The organism is Massilia aurea, assembly GCF_040790145.1.
Lineage (GTDB): Bacteria > Pseudomonadota > Gammaproteobacteria > Burkholderiales > Burkholderiaceae_D > Telluria > Telluria aurea_C.
In genome coordinates this window covers 441428-460907 of sequence record NZ_JBFMMP010000001.1, presented here as the reverse complement: position 1 = coordinate 460907, position 19480 = coordinate 441428, and the positions used below count along the sequence as shown (strand labels likewise).

The window sequence follows — 19480 nt, the reverse complement described above, 5'->3', positions numbered from 1 at the left end:
CTGCCCGGACTGCCGGGCGCCGGGCACGAACACTAACGGGTTTCGATGCAATCTCCGCTGGATTTCTTCGCCAGGGCGGCGCGCACGTCGCCGTCGGCCGCGGCCGCGAACGTGGAATTCGCCGCCGGCCACAAGAACATGCTGCAGCTGATCGAGCTGCGCTGGATCGCCGTCATCGGCCAGGTGACCACCATCGCCGCCGCCATCCTGCTGTTCGGGATCGAGCTGCCGCTGGTGCACATGCTGCAGGTGCTCTCGTGCCTGATCGCGTTCAACGTGGCCAGCCACCTGCGCTGGCACGAGCGGCGCCCGGTTTCGAACGGCGAGATGTTCATGGCCATCCTGGTCGATGTCTCGAGCCTGACGGTGCTGCTGTACCTGTCCGGCGGCACCACCAATCCCTTTGCCTTTCTCTATCTGTTGCAGGTAATCGTCTCGGCCGTGCTGCTCGACGTGCTCTGGACCTGGAGCATCGTCGTCATCACGATTACCTGCATGGCGGGCCTGGCTGCATTCGCCGAGCCGCTCGCGTTGCCGTTCGACCATGAGCGTGGCATTAGCAGCCTGTACGTGCAGGGTTTATTGGTGTGCTTTTCGCTCAATGCCGGGCTGCTGGTGCTGTTTGTATCGAGAATCTCGGACAATGTGCGCGACAAGGCAACGCAACTTGCGGCGCTGCGCCAGAGCGCGGCCGAAGAAGAACACATCGTGCGTATGGGCCTGCTCGCCAGCGGCGCCGCCCACGAGCTGGGCACGCCGCTGTCGACCGTCTCGGTGATCCTGGGCGACTGGAAGCGCATGCCGGCGTTTCGCGACGATCCCGAGCTGCTGGGCGAGCTGACCGAAATGCAGACCCAGCTGAAACGCTGCAAGTCGATCGTCAGCGGCATCCTGCTCTCGGCCGGCGAAGCGCGCGGCGAATCGGCCGAACGCACGACCTTGCGCAGCTTTCTCGATGGGCTGGTCGAGCGCTGGCAAGCCAGCCGTCCGGTGCGGGGCTTCACGTACAATGACCGGATTGCCGATGACCTGTCGGTGGCGAGCGACTCGGCCCTGCGCCAGACGGTCGACAACCTGCTCGACAATGCGCTGGAAGCGTCACCCGACTGGGTGCGGCTCGACGCGCACATCGACGAGCGCACGCTGGTACTGTCGGTGCTCGACCGCGGCCCGGGCTTCGCGCCGAGCATGCTCGCGCAATTCGGCAAACCGTACCAGTCCACCAAGGGCAAGCCCGGCGGTGGACTGGGCCTGTTCCTGGCCGTGAACGTCGTGCGCAAACTGGGCGGCACCGTGACGGCCACGAACCGGGAAGAGGGCGGCGCCGTGGTGATCCTGCGGCTTCCGCTGTCGGCCATTGAACTCGAAGAGGAACTGCACGATGTCGAACCCTGAGCCGCTGCTGCTCATCATCGAAGATGACGAAGCCTTCGCCCGCACCCTGAGCCGCTCGTTCGAGCGGCGCGGCTACCGCGTGCTGGGTGCAACCGGCCATGACGAGGCCGCGGCCCTGCTGGCGCAGCACAATCCCGGCTACGCCGTGGTCGACCTGAAGCTCAAGGGCCAGACGTCTGGCTTGGCTTGCGTGCAACTGCTGCACGAACACGATCCGGACATGCTGATCGTCGTGCTGACCGGCTTTGCCAGCATTGCCACGGCCGTCGAGGCAATCAAGCTCGGCGCCGTGCAGTACCTGGCCAAGCCGTCGGACGCCGACGATATCGAGGCGGCGTTCGGGCACGTGGCCGGCAGCGCCGAGATCGAGGTGACCAATCGATCGACGTCGATCAAGACGCTCGAGTGGGAACGTATCCACGCGGTGCTGGCCGAGACCGATTTCAATATTTCGGAAGCGGCGCGCCGGCTGGGCATGCATCGCCGCACGCTGGCGCGCAAGCTCGAGAAGCAGCGGGTCAAGTAGGCATGCGCGCATTGATCATGGCCACCGCGCTGCTGCTGGGCGACCAGGCACTGGCCGCGCCCTCCCAGGCCCAGGTCGATTCGGGCCGTCGCCTGTTCGCGCGCTGCGCCGGCTGTCACGATACCGGGCCGGGCGCGCGCAATGGTTTCGGGCCGCAGCTCAATGCGGTAGTGGGACGCAAGGCTGGCAGCGCGGCCGGCTATGCCTATTCCCCGGCGCTGAAGGCCTCGAGTCTCGTGTGGAGTGAACAGAATCTGGTGGCGTTCATCCGCGACAGCGAGAAGGTGGTGCCGGGTAACAAGATGCGCTTCCTGAGCTTCATGAGCGAGAAGCAGGCGGCGGACATCGTGGCCTATCTGCGCGTGCACGGCGTGGCGGCGCCCCCGCCACGAAGGTAGCAGAACTTCACTGCAGCCCCGTCATCGCGAATGACGCAGCACATCCAGCAGTTCCTCCATCTGCACCGGTTTGTTCAGATGCCGGTCGATGCCGGCGTCGGCGGAACGCTGGCGCGAATCGGCGTCGCTCCAGCCGGTCAGTGCGACGACGTACGCATCGTTTCGCAGCAAACCCTGCTGGCGTGCACCGCTGGCCACGTCGTAGCCTGACATATCCGGCAAACCAATGTCGAGCAGCACCATGCGGTAGGGGCGGCGCGCCAGGGCAGCCAGGGCGGCCGCGCCGGTGTGCGCCAGATCGACCGTGAAGCCGTGCATCTCGAGCAGCGCCTGCAGCAGGTTGGCGGCATCCTCGTTGTCGTCGACCACGAGGATCGCAGGCAAGCTCGCGGGCGCGGCGCTTGCGGGGTCAGTGTCCGGCGCCAGCGCCGGCGTCGGCACAGGCGCCGGCGCTGCGGCAATTTCTTCGCTCAACGGCAACACGATCTCGAAGCTGGCGCCCTTGCCGTGCCCGTCGCTGTGCGCGGCCAGCGTGCCACCATGGCGCTGCACCAGGTCGCGCGTGAGCGCCAGGCCGATCCCCAGGCCGCTGTTGCCGTCGGTGCCACTGCGACCTTCTTGCGTGAACATGTCGAACAGGCGCGGTAGCATCGCGGGAGAGATGCCGCGGCCAGTGTCGCTGACCCGCATGCTGACCGTGCGGCCTGGCTGCAAGCTCACGTGCAGGCTGATCCGGCCTGGCGTTGGCGTGAACTTGAACGCGTTGTGCAGCAGGTTCGACACGCACTGGGCAATCCGCGTGCTGTCGACCAGCACGGGGATCGGTTCTGGCGGCAGCACCAGGTCGAACGCGTGGGCCGAGGCGTCGATCAGTGGCGCGCTCGTCTCGAGCGCGCTGGCGATCACGTCGCGCAGGTCGGCCGGCGCCCGCTGCACCGTCAGCTTGTCGGAATGGATGCGCGATGCGTCGAGCAGGTCGTCCACCAGGCGCGTCAATTGCAGGCCCTGGCGGCGGATGATGGCCGCTGCCCGCGCCACGCCGTCGTCGGCCCCGGCGCGCAATGCGATCAACTGGGCGGCGGACACGATCGGCGCCAGCGGATTGCGCAATTCATGCGCGAGCATCGCGATGAACACGTCTTTTTGCCGGTTCGCCTCGCTCAGCTCGGCCTGGCGCGCGACCAGGGCATCCTCGCTCTCGCGCAGGCGCGTGCCGGTGGCGCGCAGCTTGCGCATGGCCAGGTTCATGCGTTCGATCACCAGGCAGTCGACCACCAGGATCGACGCAAAAAAGACCAGCGCGATCAGGTCGCTCTGGGCCATGGCTGTCGGCGCGAGACGAGGTCCCATGAAGAACGCCCACGCGGCCCAGGTGCTCAGGAAGGCAACGAACAGGCCCGGGCCGAGGCCGGCCACATACGCTGCCAATAGCACGGCAGGGAAGAACGACAGGAACGGAAAGCCGCGCGCCGGCAAGACGTCGACCAGCATGAAGCGGGCGGCCAGCGCCACGAGGAACAGGAAGGTGGCGAACAGGTAACGCAGCGCGAACGGCGCCGCGCCGTCACGCCAGGTGCCGCCGGAAAACTGGGGTTGCATGGTCAGGATACAGTAAGGGGGCGACGTCGAAGGGGTGACGTCCGCTCAGGTAAAAGATTATAAACAGTTACACCCGACAAGTTCAGGGAGATAGCTTGCTCAGTGCAAAGGCGGCGAGAAAGCCGGCGGCCACGATCAGTCCGGCGAAGTCATGGGTTTCTTCGAACGCTTCCGGAATCATGGTGTCGACCACCATTGCCAGCACGCCACCGGCCGCCACCGCCGTGATCGCCGCGATCATCTCGGGCGGAAACTGGTGAAACAACGTGAAGCCGGCCGTCGCCGCCAGGCTCGAGGCGACAGCAATCGCGGCCCAGACGCTGACAATGTACCGGGTCGAATGGCCGGCGCGCTTCATTCCCGCCGCGCTCGACAAGCCTTCCGGCAGGTTCGACAGGAACACTGCCGCCACCATGGCCATGCTGACGCCCTGGCCGCCCAGCAGCGACAGGCCAATCACGATCGATTCGGGAATGCCGTCGAGAAGTGCGCCGACGGCGATCGCCGTGCCGCTGCCCCTGGCCTTCGGGTCGGTACCTTGCGGGGGCGTGGAGCGTTTGCGGTGCCGGGCGCCCTTGCGCGCCAGCAGCCAGTTGGCGCCCGTATAGATACAAGCGCCAACGACGAAACCGGCCGCGGTCGAGGCAAACCCGCCCGTCTCAACGGCTTCATCCATCAGTTCGAACGACAGCGCCGAGATCAGCACGCCACTGCCGAACGCCATGATCGCGGCCACGAACCGCTGCGGCACGTTGTAGCGCACCCCGATCGCGGCGCCGAGCAGCAAGGCGCCGCCCGCCAACAACCCCCAGAATCCGGCCTGTAACCAGCCTGCTACTTCCATGCCCACTCCTGTCGCGTTGCGCCGTGTGGCGTCACTTGCTTGTCCATTGGCACAAATAAGGTTGCCTTGATTATATTTTTCGGGCAAACTGCGGATGTGGCACGTGGGTCGTACGACCCGCTTGCCCCGATCAGCGAAGGGGCGGTCAGCGCCGCTTCTTTTCGTCCCCCGTGTTCGCCGGGGGACGTTTTTTTTCCGCCACCTGCAGCGCCTGGCCCGGACGACTACGACTGGCCGAGCGGAATCTTGCCTGCCGCCTCGTCGGTATCGAGCTGGGAGATCAAGCTGCCCAGATCCTGTTCCAGTCGCAGCAGCGTCGCCTCGTCGAGCGTGGCAAGCGCATTGGGAAGCACCCCGGCCAGCGGCACCGGGGCGCGACGCAAGACTTCCTGGCCGGCCGGCAGCACGCGCAGGGCAACGCTGCGCCGGTCGGCGCCTTCGCGCGCTGCACTCACGTAGCCACGCTCGACCAGGCCGCGCACCAGGTTGCTGGCGGTGGACTGGTGGATGTCGAGCGCCCGACCGAGGCTGGTGGCGCCGATCCCGGGCTGGCTGTCGATCACCGACAGTGCCCAGACCTGGGCGCCTCCCAGCCCGGACTCGTGCTCGAGCTGGCGAAAATGGGTCTTGACGGCGTTAAAAACGATACGAAACTGCCGCAGCACGCGCTGGGGCGGGGCATCGGTCGGCAGCAGCAGGGGATTGGGCAGGGGTTCGGACGACATGCGCGAGATGATAATGCAACCGTTGTCAAAACGCATCAGCGCACACCATATTCTTCTCCAGACACCCTTTGCAAGCGATGCGCCCGGGTTGCGCGTTCTGCGCTAGCATCTGCTGCATGCGCAATGCATCCGTTCGCCGCTCGTCAGCCACCCGAGCCGGCCTGTCAAAGGCCGCCGTGGTCACCTGCATGCTCGGACTCACGCTGACCGCCGGCTTGTGCGGCGTCGTGCGCAAGATGGAATACGAACGCGCCCAGGCCGAATTCACCCAGCGCGCCGGCGTGCGCGTGGCGGCCGTCACGCGCGCCTTTTCCGAAGCGGTCGACGCCGCGCGCGCGGTCAACCTGTTCTTCCTCGCCTCGCGCGACATCACGCGTGACGAGTTCGACGCCTTCGCATTGCCCCTCGTGGCCCGTCACGGCTATCTGAAGGCGCTCGTGTTCCAGCGCTTCGTCAGCGCCGCCGAGCGGCCGGCGTTCGAGGCCGAGCGCGCCGCGTTCTGGCCCGATTTCCAGATTCGCGAGCGCGCGCCGCCCGGCCAGACCGGGCTCGTGCGCGGCGGCGCTCACCCGCTGTACCTGGTCACCGACTACATCGCCCCCATCCTCGGCAACTCCGTCGCGTTCGGCTATGACGCGTGGTCGTATCCACCCCAGCGCAGCTATATCCAGAGCGCCATTGATTCCGGCGAGCCGGTTGCCAGCCCCTTGACCACGCTGGTCCAGGGCGGCGGCGCGCGCCCGGGGATCCTGATCACCATGCCGGTCTACCGCAGCAGCGAACGCCCATCCGACGTGTTCGCCCGTCGCGCGGCCGTGATCGGCCAGACCGAAGTGGTGATCGACGTGGCCCTGCTGGTGGGCGGCTCGCTGTATTCGGTACGCCTGCTCGACGACAACGGCTTTGCACTGCGGCTGCGCGGACCGGATGCGCTTGGCCACATGGTGGCGGCCTACCACTTCGGGCAGGCGGCGCCACCCGAGGGCTGGCTGCCGAACCTGCTGGATGGCTTCAGGCTGCGCCGCGTCGAAACCTTCGAGATCGCCGGCAGCGACTGGGAAATGGTGGTCGAGGAGAAGCCACTGGTGCTCGGGCGCCACATGGCCGAGCTGGTGGCAATGGCGCTGGGCCTGATCCTGAGCCTGGCCGCCGCCACGCTGGTGCAGCAGCGCGTGGCGCGCACCCGTCGCATCGAGGCCCTGGTCGATCAGCGCACCGCCGCGCTCGAGCGCGCCACCGGCTCGTTGCGCATCTACGAGCGGGCGATGGAATCGAGCGCCAATCCCATCCTGCTGGTCGATGCGCTCGAGCCGGGCTACCCGATCGGCTATGCCAATCCGGCCTGCGAGCGCATCTTTGGCTACTCGCCGCAGGAACTGGCCGGTCAGCCGCTCAAGCTGCTCACGGGCCTGGACACCGACCAGCCGGCGATGCAAGAATTGCGCCTGGCACTGCGCCAGCAGCGCGAAGAACATGCGCTGCTTAGCGTGCACTCGCGCGATGGCGCCGAGCTGATCAGCGATGTGTACATCGCGCCGGTGCGCCGCGCGGACGGCCAGGTCAGCCATTTCGTCGTGACCGTCTACGACGTGACGACCGCCAAGCGCTACGAAGCCGAGCTCGAACGCCAGGCACACTACGACACGCTCACGGGCCTGGCCAACCGCGCGCTGCTGGTCGATCGCATCGAGCGCGCGATTACCGCCGCCGGCGCCACGCCGGTGTGGGTCGTGCTGCTCGACTTCGACCATTTCAAGCTGATCAACGACACGCTCGGCAGGCGCGCCGGCGACGAGGCGCTGCGTCTGCTGGCCACGCGCATCAAGGGCGCCTTGCGCCCGCTCGACACGGCCGCGCGCGTGGGTGGTGACGATTTCGTGCTGGTGCTGTGCGGTTGCAACGACGAGCGCCAGGCCGCCACGCGCCTGGGGCAGGTGCGCGAGGCGGTATCCGAGCCGATGCAACTGAATGGCCAGGGCCTCGTGCTCGGTTGCAGCGCCGGGGTGGCCGCCTGGCCGGCCGACGGTATCGACGCCGATACGCTGGTCAAGAACGCCGAGATCGCCATGTACCGCGCCAAGGCTGGCGGGCGCAACGGCGTGCAGTTCTACGCTCCGCACATGAATGCGCAGGCATTCGACCGGCTGGCCCTTGAAAGCGCGCTGCGCCACGCGCTGCAAGAGCAGCAGTTCGAGCTGCACTTCCAACCGCAGGTCGACCTGGCCACGGGCCGCGTGGTGGGCACCGAGGCGCTGATCCGCTGGCGTCATCCGCTGCTGGGCACCGTGCGGCCCGATCGCTTCATTGCCCTGGCCGAAGAAACCGGCCTGATCGTGCCGATCGGCGCCTGGGTGCTGCAGACGGCGTGCCGCCAGAACCGGCACTGGCAACGCGCGGGACTGGGCCCGCTGCGCATCGCCGTGAACCTGTCGGCGCGCCAGTTCGCCGAGCCCGACCTGCTGGCCACCGTCGAGCGGGTGTTGGACGAAACGGGCCTGCCGCCCGCTTCGCTCGAGATCGAACTGACCGAAAGCATGATGATGGCCGACGTCGAGGCCGCGATCCACACCATGGAGTGCCTCAAGCGCATGGGTGTGAAACTGTCGATCGACGACTTCGGCACGGGCTACTCGAGCCTGCAGTACCTGAAGCGCCTGCCGGTCGATGTGCTTAAGATTGACCGTTCTTTTGTGCAAGACATGGTCGGCAGCGCCGATGGGGCGGCGCTGGTGGACGCCATCATTTCGCTGGCCCATGGTCTGCGCATGAACGTGATCGCCGAAGGCGTCGAGACGATCGAACAGCTCGACTTCCTGCGCGGTTCGGGTTGCGACGAGGTGCAGGGCTACGTCTACAGCCGCCCGCAGCCGGTGGAGCGGATCGAGGTACTGCTGCGCGCCGGGCGCGTGGAGCCGATCGCCAGCGCCGCGTGAGACAAACGACAATCGCGCGCCGAACGCACGCCATCGGTCGGCTATACTTGCCGAATTGACAGATTCAGCAGGCAGGGATAGCGCGTGGACCAACAGCAGAACGACGACATCACGGACAGCGCGCCCGCGCCGACGTTGCAACAACGCGTCCGGCGTATCGCCCGGCGACTGGCGGCCGGCGCCCGGGCCGGCGCCGGGGCGCTCGGATCCGGCGCACGCGAGCGCCTGCACGGACGGCCGCTGCCGGTGAAACTGGCCCTGATCGCGCTGTGGTCGATGGCGGCCGGCCTGATGGCGATCCTGGTGTGGCTGCTGATCCTGATTCCGCTCACGCCCGGCATCGATGACCTGGAGCAGGCCAGCCAGTCGCGCCCGACAGTCATCCTGGACGCCGGCGGCAAGACGCTCGGCACGTTCGAGCAGGGGCTGCAAGAGCGCGTCAAGCTGTCGCAGATTTCGCCGCACGTCGTCAAGGCCTTGATTTCAACGGAAGACCACCGCTTCTATGACCACCACGGCATCGATTTCCGGCGCGTGGCCGGTGCGCTGTGGTCGAGCGTGAAGGGCAATCCGCAGGGCGGCTCGACCATCACCCAGCAGCTGGCGCGCAATATGTTCCCGCAAGAGATCGGGCGCGCGCGCAGCATCAACCGCAAGATGAAGGAACTGATCACCGCGATCAAGATCGAGAACACCTACAGCAAGACGCAGATTCTCGAGGCGTACCTGAACACGGTGCCATTCCTGTACAACGCCTACGGCATCGAGATGGCGGCGCGCACCTACTTCAACAAGCCGGCGCTCAAACTGGACGTTCTCGAGTCGGCCACGCTGGTGGGCATGCTCAAGGGCACCCATTACTACAACCCGGTGAGCAATCCGGTGCGCTCGCTGGCGCGCCGCAATGTCGTGCTGGGCCAGATGCGCAAGCACGGCGCATTTGACGAACGGCGCTATGCGGCGCTGGTGAAACGCCCGCTGCGCCTGCGCTTTGCGCGCTTGCCGGACCGCAGCGGCAAGGACAACCACTTCAGCGCCTACGTGCGCAAGTGGCTGCTCGACTGGGCCGACGAGAACGACGTCAACCTGCAACTTGACGGGCTGGTGGTGCGCACCACGCTCGACAGCGAACTGCAGGCCGGCGCCGAGCGCGCCGTCAAGCGCCAGGCCGATACGTTGCAAGCCATTGCCGACGTCGAGTGGGCCAATCCGAACGTGCCGCGTTCGACGTCGAGCAGCATGTACACGTCGATGCGGCGCAATGTCGACCCGTTCTCGTACTACTGGATCACGCACGGGCGCGAACTCGATGCGTTCGTGCGCGAGACGGGCGCCTACCGCAATGCCGTCGAGGGCGGCGAAGCGCCGGCGGATGCGCTCAAGCGTATCAAGGCCGACCGCAGCTTCATGGCCGACCTGAAGAACGCCAAGTCGCGCCTGGAAGCGGGCTTCGTCGCGATCGACCCTGCCACGGGCGAAGTGAAAGCCTGGGTCGGCAGTCGCGACTTTGAGCGCGACCAGTTCGACCACGTGGCCCAGGCCGCGCGTCAGCCAGGCTCGACCTTCAAACCGATCGTGTACGGCGCCGCGCTCGAACGCGGCATGTCGCAAGACCAGATGTACCGCGATGTGGTGCAGGAATTCCGTGGCGCCAACGGCAGCATATGGAAACCGACTGACATGAGCGGCAACACGGGCCGGGCCATGTCGATGCGCGACGGCCTGATCTTCTCGAAGAACACCATCACCGCGCAGGTGAGCCAGGAAGTGGGCCTGCAGCCGGTCATCGACCTGGCCCAGCGCCTCGGCATTCGCCAGAGCAAGCTCGAAGCCGTGCCGGCGCTGGCGCTGGGCACGAGTCCGGTGACGCTGCTGGAAATGGTCAGCAGCTACGCCACCATCGCGGCGCAGGGCGAATACCGCAAGCCGATCTTCGTGCGCCGCATCGAAGACCGCGACGGCAACGTCATTGCCGACTTCGGCGGCAGCGCGCCCGAGCGGGCGATGTCGCAGGCCTCGGCACTGGGCCTGATCGACATGCTGCGCGGCGTGGTCACGCGCGGCACCGGCGCCGGCGTGCGCAGCCGCTTCGGCCTGTATGGCGACATCGCCGGCAAGACCGGCACCACGCAGAACAATGCCGACGGCTGGTTCATCATGATGCATCCGAACCTGGTGGCCGGCGCCTGGGTGGGCTTCAACGACAACCGCGTGGCGATCCGCAGCACCTACTGGGGGCAGGGTGGCCATAACGCGGCGCTGCTGGTGGGCGACTTCTTCCGTGGCGCGCTCGATGGCAAGCGCCTCGATGCGGCTGCCCTGCTGCCGGGCGGCAAGCGTCCGGAGCCGCGCCGCTATGAAGAAGAGCCGCCGGAAGAAGAGATCTTCGACGAGGTGCCAATCGAGCTGGCGCCAGGTTCACGCGCGGATCAGCTGGATATCCTGCAGCAACCGGTGCCGATCCAGCGGGAAGAGGCGGTCGAGGTCATCGAGCCGCAGCAGGAGCCGCCAGCCCCGCCCGAGCCTAGCGGGCAGTTGCCGCCCGCCCCGACGCCGCCGGGCGAGTCTGGTTCTGCTCCCGCTCTTGATCCTGCCTCTGCTCCCGTGCTTCCTTAGCCGCCGTCACCGCGGCCGGCTCGGCGCGCAGCAGCGGATACGGGTTGATCGCGCCGCCCATCTCGTAGATGCCGTAGTGTAGGTGCGGCGGCGTGCCTTTTGCGTTGCCCGTGTTGCCGACATAACCCAGCACGCGGCCCGCCTCGATGCGCATGCCGGCCTCGACGTCGGAGTAGCGGTCCAGGTGTGCATAGTAATGGCGCTGGCCGCCGGGGCCGGTGACCCACACGACCAGGCCGCCGAGGCGGTTGGTGCCGACCTGCGACACGATGCCTTCGGTGCTCGAGAGCACCGGCGTGCCGCGCTTGGCGAAGATGTCGATCCCTTCATGCTTGCGGCCTTCGCTGCGCGCGCCATGCCAGGTGTCGCGCAGCGCGCGCGTGCGCACGCCTTCGACCGGCACCGGCAGCGCCTCGGGCTTGGGCATCGCCTGCAGGCGCATCGTGTACAGCGCCCGTTCGATGGTGGGTTGCAAGAGGCCGTAGCCCAATACCAGGAGGATGGCGACCACGAGGACGCGCAAGAAAATTCGCATGGCGGTTCCGTATTGACAAGGTGATATCAAACAGATGGGGACGCTTCGGCGCATTCCCAGTCAGCGTGGCGAGCGATTCGGCACGAATGCGATATTCTGGGCAGATACCTTTTTCCGAAAGAACCCATCATGCGCCTGCGCTTATCCATCTTGTCCGTCAGCCTTGCCCTGGGCGCCTGCGCCAGTCCACCCGCCACGCCGTCCCTCGAAGGCACGAGCTGGCGCCTGACGTCGTTCCAGTCGAGCGACGATGGCGCGAAGCCCCTGCAACCGGCAGCGCCGGAAGCGTTCACGCTGTCGTTCGGCAAGGACGGCCGCCTGGCCGCCAAGCTCGATTGCAATCGCGGCACCGGGCCGTGGCAGGCGGTCGCAGCGGATGCGACGGGCGGCACCTTGAACCTGGGACCGGTTGCGACCACGCGCGCGATGTGCCCGCCGGATGCCATCGGCGCCCGCCTGTTGGCGGACCTGACAGCGCTGCGCACCTGGCGCCTGGAGGGCAATCGGCTGCACACGAGCCTGCCAGCCGACGCCGGCGTCTATGTGTGGGAACGCATCACGCCGTAGCTGGCACGCGCACGATGAAGCAACTGCCCTGACCGGGCCCGTCGCTGTGCACGGCGACGCCGCCGCCGTGCAGGGCGGTCAGCTGCTTGACCAGCGCCAGGCCCAGGCCCAGGCCGCCCTGGCCACGGTCGATACTCATCGGGCCCTGCACCAGCACGTCGAAAATCAGCGGCTGCAGCTCGGGCGCGATGCCCACGCCGGTGTCGCACACGCTGACCGCCACCGCGTCGCCGTCGCACCAGACGCGCACGTCGATGCGGCCACCCTTCGGCGTGTACTTGATGGCATTGTGCAGCAGGTTGTCGGCGACTTGCTCCAGCCGCGTGCGGTCGCCGTCGACCCAGGCGCCGGGCGCCGTGTCGATCGTCCACACGTGCGCTCCCGCATCGACCAGCGCCTTGGCCTCGGCGCTGCTGCGCACGATCGCGGCCAGGTCGATGCGGGCGCGGTGAAGCACGATCTTGCCTGACAGGATACGCTGCACGTCGAGCAAATCGTCCACGATGCAGGTCAGGTGCCGCATCTGGCGGCGGCTGATCTCGCGTGCGTTGGCTTCGATGTGGGGCTTCAGGTTCGGCATCTCCAGCACCGACATCGCGCCCGAGATCGCGGCCAGCGGGTTGCGCAGCTCGTGGCCGAGCATGGCGAGGAAATCGTCCTTGGCCCGACTCTGCGCCTCCGCCAGGCGCCGTGCCCGCTGCTCGCTGACCAGCAGCTCTTCGCGCTCGTCCTGGAGCGACCTGCGCACCTGGCTTTCGCGCGCCAGGGCTTCGCTGGTCCTGGCCAGACCTGCGACCAGCGCGTCGACTTCGTCTACCCGGGTACGGGCGGGCAGGGCGATGGCGCCATCGGCCAGCAGCGTCACGGCCGCCGCGGCCTGGCTCAGTGCGCGCTCGAGCGTGCGGCCCAGGTACAGGGCCACCACCACGGCCAGGCCCAGCAACAGCAGCAGCACGAGCGCTGCATACCAGGTCGCGGTGCGCGCGGCGGCCTCGATCTGCGCCACCGGCACGCCGATGACGATGGTCCAGTCGCTGCTCTTGGAGCGTGTGAACACGCCATAAACGTCGACCTTGTCGCCAGTGAGGTAGCGATACACGCCATGGCTGGACGCGCGGGTCGCGGCCAGGAAGTCGGCGCCCATGGGCTGGCCCAGCGTATCCGAGCCGCGGTTGCGCATGATGGCCAGGCCGTTGCGGTCGAAAATACCCACCTTCCAGTCGTCGCCAATGGCGTCATGGCGCAGAATGCGCTCGAAGAAGCGCACGTCGAAGATCTGGCTGACGATGTTGTATTCGCCATCTTCGAGCGGCGCCGGCACATTGACGGCGACCGTGGGGCGCCCCGAGTATTCGTCGATGAAGTAGCCGGACACCACGGTGCCGCCTTCCGGCGTGACCTTGCTGGCCCAGGCACGGGTCTTCGACAATAGTTTGGTGCTCAGTGGCGCCTGTGTGGTAAACAGTTCGCGTCCGCTGCTGTCGTACAACACGGTCCATGACTGCGCGTTGCCGGCGTTCGTGCTCGTGGTCCAGCGGTGCAGGCGGCCGTAGTCGCGCTGGCGCATCCCTTCGGAATGGGCGACGCTGCGCAGCGCCGCTTCGGCGGCGGCAATTTCGCGGTCGATCTGGAAGGCAGTGGCGCGCGCCATCTCGCGCACGCCGCGCAGGCGCGATTCGCGCTCCCAGTCCAGCAGCATCGACAGGCCGATCCATGAGGCGATCGCCACTGGCAGCAAGATTGCGCCTGCCATCAGGAACAGGTAAGTGCGGGTTTTCATGAATGGTCGGCAGCTGGAACGGAAAGAAGGCAGAAGGCAGCCGAGGCTGTTCGCCGTGCCGAATGATCGCGTATTGTACGTAAGTTAAGATTGAAGGTTCAGGAAATCGGCGTCGCGTTACAGAATTGGTGTGCCGCCGGTGACGGCGATGCGCGCACCCGAGATATAGCTTGCTTCGTCCGAGGCCAGCATCACGAACACTGGCGCGACCTCCTTTGGCTGTCCGGGGCGCTTCATCGGCGTTTCGGCTCCAAAGCTTTCCACTTCGTCGGCCGGCATGGTCGACGGGATCAACGGTGTCCAGATCGGGCCGGGTGCGACCGAATTGACGCGGATGCCCTTGTCGGCCAGCAGTTGCGACAGGCCGCCTGTGAAGTTGGCGATCGCACCCTTGGTGGTGGCGTAGGCCAGCAGCGTTGGCTTGGGCTTGTCCGAATTGATCGACGTGGTGTTGACGATCGACGAGCCGCGCGGCATGTGTTTTACCGCTGCTTTGCACAGGTGGAACATGGCGGTGATATTCACCTGGAAGGTGTAGTCCCATTCGTCGTCCGGGATGTCTTCGATCGCGTCGTGGCTCATCTGGAACGCGGCATTGTTCACCAGCACGTCGATGCGACCGAACTCGGTCACGGCGCGCTCGATGATGGCGCGGCAGTGTGCTGGATCGGCCAGGTCGCCCGGCACCAGGATCGCGCGGCGGCCGGCTTCTTCGACCAGGCGCGCCGTTTCCTTCGCATCGTCGTGTTCGTTCAGGTACGAGATCAGCACGTCGGCGCCTTCGCGGGCGTAGGCCAATGCCACGGCGCGGCCGATGCCGCTGTCGCCGCCGGTGATGATGGTGGCTTTGTCCTGCAGTCGGCCTGAGCCGCGATAGGTTGTCTCGCCGTGATCGGCTTTCGGGTCGAGTGCGGCTTCGGTGCCCGGCGGTGTTTGCTGTTGCGATGGCATGTTCATCATTGATTCCTTCCGATATTAAGCGCTGACTGCACGATCCCAACAGGTTGACAGCCTCCGTCCAGATGGTCGGTTAGGTGACGCACCCAGGGTCCGGGCAGGTCAGTAGCAACCCCGATAGGCCAGTACGCCAATTTCAGGTAGGCTTATGGGATTGACAAGGCCACTGCAAAGCCAACACCAGGAGACCCCCATGTCCACACCCTATGCAAGCACACAGCCCGAGCGCGCCGCGATCGACGCCGCATCCGGCATCGTCGTCCTTGACTTCGGCACCAACTGGTGCGGTTTTTGCCGCGCCGCCGAGCCGTTGATCGATGAGGCAGTAGCCGAGGCGATGGCTGGGCAGCCCGCCGCCAGCCACATCAAGGTCGAAGACGGCCCCGGCCGGCCGCTCGGGCGCTCGTTCCGCGTCAAGCTGTGGCCGACGGTGGTGGTGCTCAAGGATGGCCAGGAAGTCGCGCGCGTCGTGCGCCCTGGCGACGCCGGCGCCGTGCGCGAGGCATTGGCAAAGGCGGGCGCATGAGCGTTGTCACGGCCAACAAGCCACGTACCGTCCTGTTCGCCAGCTTGATTGGCACCACGATCGAGTTCTACGACTTCTATATCTACGCCACCGCTGCGGTGCTCGTGTTTCCGCGGCTGTTCTTTCCGACCGCCGATCCCGGCGCGGCGATGCTGCAATCGCTGGCGACGTTTGCCATCGCCTTTTTCGCACGTCCGGTCGGCTCGGCCGTCTTTGGCCACTTCGGCGACCGCGTGGGCCGCAAGGCGACGCTCGTTGCGGCGCTGCTCACGATGGGTCTCTCGACGATTCTGATCGGCCTGTTGCCGACCTACGCCCAGATCGGCGTGGCCGCCCCACTGCTGCTGGCGCTGTGCCGCTTCGGCCAGGGCCTGGGCCTGGGCGGCGAATGGGGCGGCGCGGTGCTGCTCGCCACCGAGAACGCGCCGCCCGGCAAACGCGCCTGGTATGGCATGTTCCCGCAACTGGGCGCACCGATCGGGTTCTTCCTGTCGGGCGGTGTGTTCCTGCTGCTCGGCGAAGTGATGACGGACGCCGACTTCTTCGCCTGGGGCTGGCGCATTCCATTCCTGGCCAGCGCTGTCCTGGTGGGCGTGGGCCTGTACATTCGGCTGAAGATCACCGAGACGCCCGACTTCCAGAAAGTGTTGGACAGCAAGGCGCGGGTCAAGGTGCCGGTCGTGACCGTGCTGCGCGACCATCGCCGCGCGCTGGTGCTGGGCACGTTGATCGCGCTGGCGACCTTCGTCATCTTCTACCTGATGACCGTGTTCGCGCTCAGCTGGGGCACTGCGCAGCTCGGCTATACGCGCCAGCAATTCCTGATGCTGCAACTGTTCGCGGTGCTGTTCTTTGCGCTGACCATTCCGATGGCGGCGCTGCTGGCCGACCGGCGCGGGCGGCGCATGGCGATGATGCTGGTGAGTGGGGCGATTGCTCTCTTCGGCCTGCTGTACGGGCCGCTGTTCGGCGGCGGCGGCGCCTGGTCCGTCGGCACGTTCATGGTGCTCGGCATGTGCCTGGTCGGCTTTACCTATGGGCCACTGGGCACGCTGCTGGCCGAACTGTTCCCGGCCGAGGTGCGCTACACGGGCGCCTCGCTGACGTTCAACTTCGCCAGCATCCTGGGCGCGTCGGTCGCGCCGTATATCGCGCTGTGGCTGGGCACCAACTTCGGGCTTGAATTCGTCGGTTACTACCTGAGCGGCGCGGCGCTCATCAGCCTGGCGGCGCTGGTCATGGCGCGGGGCTTGATCCCGCATACCGCAAAGGCGTGAGCGAACGCCGCTTCGGCGCGCTGACGGGGCGCGCACCAGGCGCGCAGGATGCGACGTTCCTGGCGGCGCTGTACCTGGCAACCCGGCCCGACCTGGGCGCGTTGCCGGTACCGCGCAGTGTGATCGAGGGTATCGCGCGGCATCAGCAGCAACTCCAGACCGAGGATTACGCGCGGCGCTATCCCGCTGCCGAGACCTGGCTGCTGGTCGATGGTGCACGAGGTATCGGTAAAGTGGTGCTGGACTGGACGAGCGATACGCTGCGGGTGGTCGACCTGGCAGTGGCGCACGAAGCGCGGCGTCGTGGTGTCGCGCGCACCGTGCTGCTGGCGCTGCAGCACGACTGCCATGGTCAGCGCACGATCGCCCTGCGCGTGCGCGCGGAGAATGCCGCCGCGCGGGCGCTGTACGCGGCGTGCGGCTTCGCCGTCAAGCAGGGCGACGGCACGACGCTGGAACTGCGCTGGGGCTGAGACCTCAGAACGAATAGACCATCGTCAGCGAGGTCTGTGTGTCCGTGTTCTTCTTGTCATCCGGCACGCTGCTGTCGTTGCGGACACTGAAGCCCGCCTTCATCTGCATGCTGCCGTTGATCTTGGTCGACAGCGACGTCTCGGCCACCGAGTGGGTGTTCGACGTGCCTTTCTCGACACTGATCGTCTGCGCAAAGAACGCCGACGGGCTGACTTGCCAGCGGAACTGGGCGGCGCCGCGGATCGTCAGGCCGTCTTCTTCCTCTTCAGTGCCGTCCTCGTACTCGCGCTTGCCATTGAAGTAGCCCGGACCGATTTCGACGTCGAGCGTCTTGTCCGGCGCCGTGTACCAGCGCGAGCCGTAACCGACCGACAGCGACGAGTAGCGCACGTAGGCGCCGAACTTGTCGTTCACGTGCGAGCCGAGCACGAAAGCGCGGCGGCCGTCGCCAAGCAGCTTGAACGAGGCCTTGGCCGACGTGGCCCAGCGCTCGGCCGAGCGCGTGCGCTGCAGTTCGCCTTCTTCGTTCTCGTACTCGTCTTCCTTGAAGTAGCCACTGGCAATGAATTCATGGCTCCATTGCGACGTTTCGTGGCGGGCGTCGATCTTGCCCGTCACCGAGGTGCCGCTGGTATTGCCGGACGTGTTGATCGCGCCGAGCTCGGCCGAGGTGAACCAGCCACCATCGGGAATCTTCGGCATCATGACGGTCAGCGGTGCGTGGACATCGCCAACTTGGGGTAGATCGGGGGCCGCGTTGGCCGCGCCGTGGACGCTGACAATCAGCAGCGCCAGGATCGGGGATAGTTTCATCAGCATCCGTAGAGAAGCGTGGGCCGCACCAGGTCGCCAGCCATGCACAGGGCAACCGGCCCATCGTTCGTGAATCATGCGCGGCAGCAACTTGGCCGCGAGTTGAGCGGTATTGTAACGCATAGCGTCTGCGATCAAGCGCCGACGTAGGCGATCTTGAAGGCAAACAGCCCGGCAATCACCCATACGACCGGTTTCACGTCGCGCGCGCGCCCGGTGAACAGCTTGAGCACGGCGTAACTGATGAAGCCGAAGGCGATGCCTTCGGCAATCGAGTACGTGAATGGCATGCCCAGCGCCGTGACGGCCGCCGGAATGCTTTCGGTGGTGTCGCTCCAGTCGACTTCGCCCAGGTCGGCCAGCATCAGGCAGGCCACGAACAGCAGTGCCGGCGCGGTCGCGTAGGCCGGCACCACGGCCGCCAGCGGCGCGATGAACAGGCACGCCAGAAACAGCGCCGCGACGGTGAGCGCCGTCAGACCGGTACGCCCGCCGACCTGGACGCCGGCTGCGCTCTCGATATAGGCCGTCGTGCTTGAGGTGCCCAGCATGCTGCCGGCGACGATGGCGCCGCTGTCGACCAGCAGGGCCTTGTTCAGGCGTTCCATCTTGCCCTCGACCAACAGGCCTGCGCGGCGCGCGACGCCCATCAGGGTGCCGGTCGCGTCGAACAGCTCGACCAGGAAAAACACCAGCACGACGTTCAGGATGCCGGCGGCCAGCGCGCCCGGGATATCCAGGGCGAACAGCGTCGGCGAGATGGGCGGTGGCAGCGAAAACACGCCTTGATACGTATTGCCGCCGAAGAAAAAGCTCAGCACCGTCACCAGCACGATGCCGATCAGGATCGCGCCACGCACGCGCAGGCGGTCAAGCGCGACAATGACGAAGAAGCCGAGCACGGCCATCAGCGCGGCCGGCTGGTGCAGGTCGCCCGCTTTCACGAGTGTGGCGTCATTGGCCACCACGATGCCGGCGTTCTTGAGCGCAATGAGCGCCAGGAACATGCCCAGCCCGACCGTGATTCCAACCCGCATCGAGCGTGGAATACCATCGACGATCATGGCGCGCAGGCCGACCATGGTGACCAGGATGAACAGGCAGCCCGAGATGAATACGGCGCCCAGCGCCGCCTGCCACGGAATGCCCATGCCGATCACCACGGCATACGCGAAGTAGGCGTTCAGGCCCATGCCGGGCGCCATCGCGATCGGGTAGTTGGCGTACAGGCCCATCAGGGCGGTGCCGGCGGCGGCGACCAGGCAGGTGGCCACGAACACCGACTCCTTCGGCATGCCGGCGTCGCCCAGGATCGAGGGATTGACGAAGATGATGTAGACCATCGTCAGGAACGTGGTCAGGCCGGCCGCGAGTTCGGTGCGGACGGTCGTGTTGTTGGCGCTGAGCTGGAAAAAGCGGTCGAGCATCTGGGTGGGCATGGGGTTGGACGAATTAGTCTTGCAGAGTACGGTTAGCGAAGCATATCACCGCAGAGGTAGCCAATGCGGTCAATGG

17 protein-coding genes are annotated in these 19480 nt (G+C 66.5%); 9 read left to right on the top strand and 8 right to left on the bottom strand.

Annotation, left to right across the window (positions count from 1 at the left end):
- Nucleotides 1-45 precede the first annotated feature (45 nt).
- The 3 genes from AB2N08_RS01970 to AB2N08_RS01960 are packed head-to-tail and all read left to right on the top strand — an operon-like array spanning nt 46 to nt 2319.
- Nucleotides 46-1395, top strand: coding sequence for an ATP-binding protein (locus AB2N08_RS01970; protein WP_367608921.1), 1350 nt, complete (start codon nt 46-48; stop codon nt 1393-1395).
- Nucleotides 1382-1921, top strand: coding sequence for a response regulator transcription factor (locus tag AB2N08_RS01965; protein WP_367608920.1), 540 nt, complete (start codon nt 1382-1384; stop codon nt 1919-1921). The genes AB2N08_RS01970 and AB2N08_RS01965 overlap by 14 nt, the downstream gene beginning before the upstream one ends.
- Before the next feature lie 2 nt (nt 1922-1923).
- The gene (locus AB2N08_RS01960) at nt 1924-2319 is read left to right on the top strand and encodes a c-type cytochrome (RefSeq protein WP_367608919.1); all 396 of its coding nucleotides are present in this window, start codon (nt 1924-1926) and stop codon (nt 2317-2319) included.
- Between the two features lie 21 nt (nt 2320-2340).
- Here AB2N08_RS01960 and AB2N08_RS01955 read toward each other — a convergent pair whose 3' ends face one another.
- The 3 genes from AB2N08_RS01955 to AB2N08_RS01945 all read right to left on the bottom strand — a co-directional run bounded on the left by AB2N08_RS01955 (nt 2341) and on the right by AB2N08_RS01945 (nt 5523).
- Nucleotides 2341-3918 carry an ATP-binding response regulator gene (locus tag AB2N08_RS01955; protein ID WP_367608918.1) on the bottom strand — a complete coding sequence of 526 codons (1578 nt, stop codon included), beginning with the start codon at nt 3916-3918 and terminating at the stop codon, nt 2341-2343.
- 82 nt (nt 3919-4000) lie between these two features.
- Complete coding sequence (locus AB2N08_RS01950; RefSeq protein ID WP_367608917.1) at nt 4001-4762, bottom strand: ZIP family metal transporter; 762 nt, start codon at nt 4760-4762, stop codon at nt 4001-4003.
- A 224-nt stretch (nt 4763-4986) separates the two neighbouring features.
- The gene (locus tag AB2N08_RS01945; RefSeq protein ID WP_367608916.1) at nt 4987-5523 is read right to left on the bottom strand and encodes a MarR family winged helix-turn-helix transcriptional regulator; all 537 of its coding nucleotides are present in this window, start codon (nt 5521-5523) and stop codon (nt 4987-4989) included.
- Between the two features lie 80 nt (nt 5524-5603).
- Here AB2N08_RS01945 and AB2N08_RS01940 point away from each other — a divergent pair, with 80 nt between their 5' ends.
- Entirely contained in the window at nt 5604-8420 is a 2817-nt protein-coding gene (locus AB2N08_RS01940) for a bifunctional diguanylate cyclase/phosphodiesterase (protein ID WP_367608915.1), read from the top strand.
- Nucleotides 8421-8504: 84 nt separating this feature from the next.
- Nucleotides 8505-11036 (top strand): penicillin-binding protein 1A, encoded by a 2532-nt coding sequence (locus tag AB2N08_RS01935; protein WP_367608914.1) that lies wholly within the window; start codon nt 8505-8507, stop codon nt 11034-11036.
- On the opposite strand, the gene AB2N08_RS01930 is transcribed toward AB2N08_RS01935, so the two are convergent.
- Nucleotides 10945-11571: a M23 family metallopeptidase gene (locus tag AB2N08_RS01930; protein WP_367608913.1), complete on the bottom strand. Its 627-nt coding sequence runs from the start codon at nt 11569-11571 to the stop codon at nt 10945-10947. The genes AB2N08_RS01935 and AB2N08_RS01930 overlap by 92 nt on opposite strands.
- Nucleotides 11572-11700: 129 nt before the next feature.
- On the opposite strand from AB2N08_RS01930, the gene AB2N08_RS01925 reads away from it, so the two are divergent.
- On the top strand, nt 11701-12138 hold the full coding sequence (locus AB2N08_RS01925; RefSeq protein WP_367608912.1) for an META domain-containing protein: 438 nt from the start codon (nt 11701-11703) through the stop codon (nt 12136-12138).
- Here AB2N08_RS01925 and AB2N08_RS01920 read toward each other — a convergent pair.
- Nucleotides 12128-13918, bottom strand: a complete 1791-nt coding sequence (locus AB2N08_RS01920; protein WP_367608911.1) for an ATP-binding protein — start codon at nt 13916-13918, stop codon at nt 12128-12130. The genes AB2N08_RS01925 and AB2N08_RS01920 overlap by 11 nt on opposite strands.
- A 117-nt stretch (nt 13919-14035) precedes the next feature.
- Nucleotides 14036-14875 (bottom strand): glucose 1-dehydrogenase, encoded by an 840-nt coding sequence (locus AB2N08_RS01915; protein WP_367608910.1) that lies wholly within the window; start codon nt 14873-14875, stop codon nt 14036-14038.
- A 193-nt stretch (nt 14876-15068) separates the two neighbouring features.
- Between AB2N08_RS01915 and AB2N08_RS01910 the strand changes: the two genes are divergently transcribed.
- The 3 genes from AB2N08_RS01910 to AB2N08_RS01900 are packed head-to-tail and all read left to right on the top strand — an operon-like array spanning nt 15069 to nt 17151.
- Nucleotides 15069-15401, top strand: coding sequence for a thioredoxin family protein (locus AB2N08_RS01910; protein WP_367608909.1), 333 nt, complete (start codon nt 15069-15071; stop codon nt 15399-15401).
- Entirely contained in the window at nt 15398-16678 is a 1281-nt protein-coding gene (locus AB2N08_RS01905; RefSeq protein ID WP_367608908.1) for an MFS transporter, read from the top strand. Before AB2N08_RS01910 ends, AB2N08_RS01905 begins: the two co-directional genes overlap by 4 nt.
- Entirely contained in the window at nt 16675-17151 is a 477-nt protein-coding gene (locus tag AB2N08_RS01900; RefSeq protein WP_367608907.1) for a GNAT family N-acetyltransferase, read from the top strand. The genes AB2N08_RS01905 and AB2N08_RS01900 overlap by 4 nt, the downstream gene beginning before the upstream one ends.
- Before the next feature lie 4 nt (nt 17152-17155).
- On the opposite strand, the gene AB2N08_RS01895 is transcribed toward AB2N08_RS01900, so the two are convergent.
- Nucleotides 17156-17971 carry a DUF481 domain-containing protein gene (locus tag AB2N08_RS01895; protein ID WP_367608906.1) on the bottom strand — a complete coding sequence of 272 codons (816 nt, stop codon included), beginning with the start codon at nt 17969-17971 and terminating at the stop codon, nt 17156-17158.
- A gap of 128 nt (nt 17972-18099) precedes the next feature.
- Nucleotides 18100-19404: an NCS2 family permease gene (locus tag AB2N08_RS01890; RefSeq protein ID WP_370662386.1), complete on the bottom strand. Its 1305-nt coding sequence runs from the start codon at nt 19402-19404 to the stop codon at nt 18100-18102.
- Between the last annotated feature and the right edge of the window lie 76 nt (nt 19405-19480).

Bases quoted from the DNA above. Each gene is read 5' to 3' on its own strand.
- AB2N08_RS01960 (WP_367608919.1), top strand. From the start codon at position 1,924: ATGCGCGCATTGATCATGGCCACCGCGCTGCTGCTGGGCGACCAGGCA.
- AB2N08_RS01895 (WP_367608906.1), bottom strand. From the start codon at position 17,971: ATGCTGATGAAACTATCCCCGATCCTGGCGCTGCTGATTGTCAGCGTC.
- AB2N08_RS01915 (WP_367608910.1), bottom strand. From the start codon at position 14,875: ATGAACATGCCATCGCAACAGCAAACACCGCCGGGCACCGAAGCCGCA.
- AB2N08_RS01955 (WP_367608918.1), bottom strand. From the start codon at position 3,918: ATGCAACCCCAGTTTTCCGGCGGCACCTGGCGTGACGGCGCGGCGCCG.
- AB2N08_RS01925 (WP_367608912.1), top strand. From the start codon at position 11,701: ATGCGCCTGCGCTTATCCATCTTGTCCGTCAGCCTTGCCCTGGGCGCC.
- AB2N08_RS01920 (WP_367608911.1), bottom strand. From the start codon at position 13,918: ATGAAAACCCGCACTTACCTGTTCCTGATGGCAGGCGCAATCTTGCTG.
- AB2N08_RS01940 (WP_367608915.1), top strand. From the start codon at position 5,604: ATGCGCAATGCATCCGTTCGCCGCTCGTCAGCCACCCGAGCCGGCCTG.
- AB2N08_RS01950 (WP_367608917.1), bottom strand. From the start codon at position 4,762: ATGGAAGTAGCAGGCTGGTTACAGGCCGGATTCTGGGGGTTGTTGGCG.
- AB2N08_RS01910 (WP_367608909.1), top strand. From the start codon at position 15,069: ATGTCCACACCCTATGCAAGCACACAGCCCGAGCGCGCCGCGATCGAC.
- AB2N08_RS01970 (WP_367608921.1), top strand. From the start codon at position 46: ATGCAATCTCCGCTGGATTTCTTCGCCAGGGCGGCGCGCACGTCGCCG.
- AB2N08_RS01945 (WP_367608916.1), bottom strand. From the start codon at position 5,523: ATGCGTTTTGACAACGGTTGCATTATCATCTCGCGCATGTCGTCCGAA.
- AB2N08_RS01890 (WP_370662386.1), bottom strand. From the start codon at position 19,404: ATGCCCACCCAGATGCTCGACCGCTTTTTCCAGCTCAGCGCCAACAAC.
- AB2N08_RS01905 (WP_367608908.1), top strand. From the start codon at position 15,398: ATGAGCGTTGTCACGGCCAACAAGCCACGTACCGTCCTGTTCGCCAGC.
- AB2N08_RS01965 (WP_367608920.1), top strand. From the start codon at position 1,382: ATGTCGAACCCTGAGCCGCTGCTGCTCATCATCGAAGATGACGAAGCC.
- AB2N08_RS01930 (WP_367608913.1), bottom strand. From the start codon at position 11,571: ATGCGAATTTTCTTGCGCGTCCTCGTGGTCGCCATCCTCCTGGTATTG.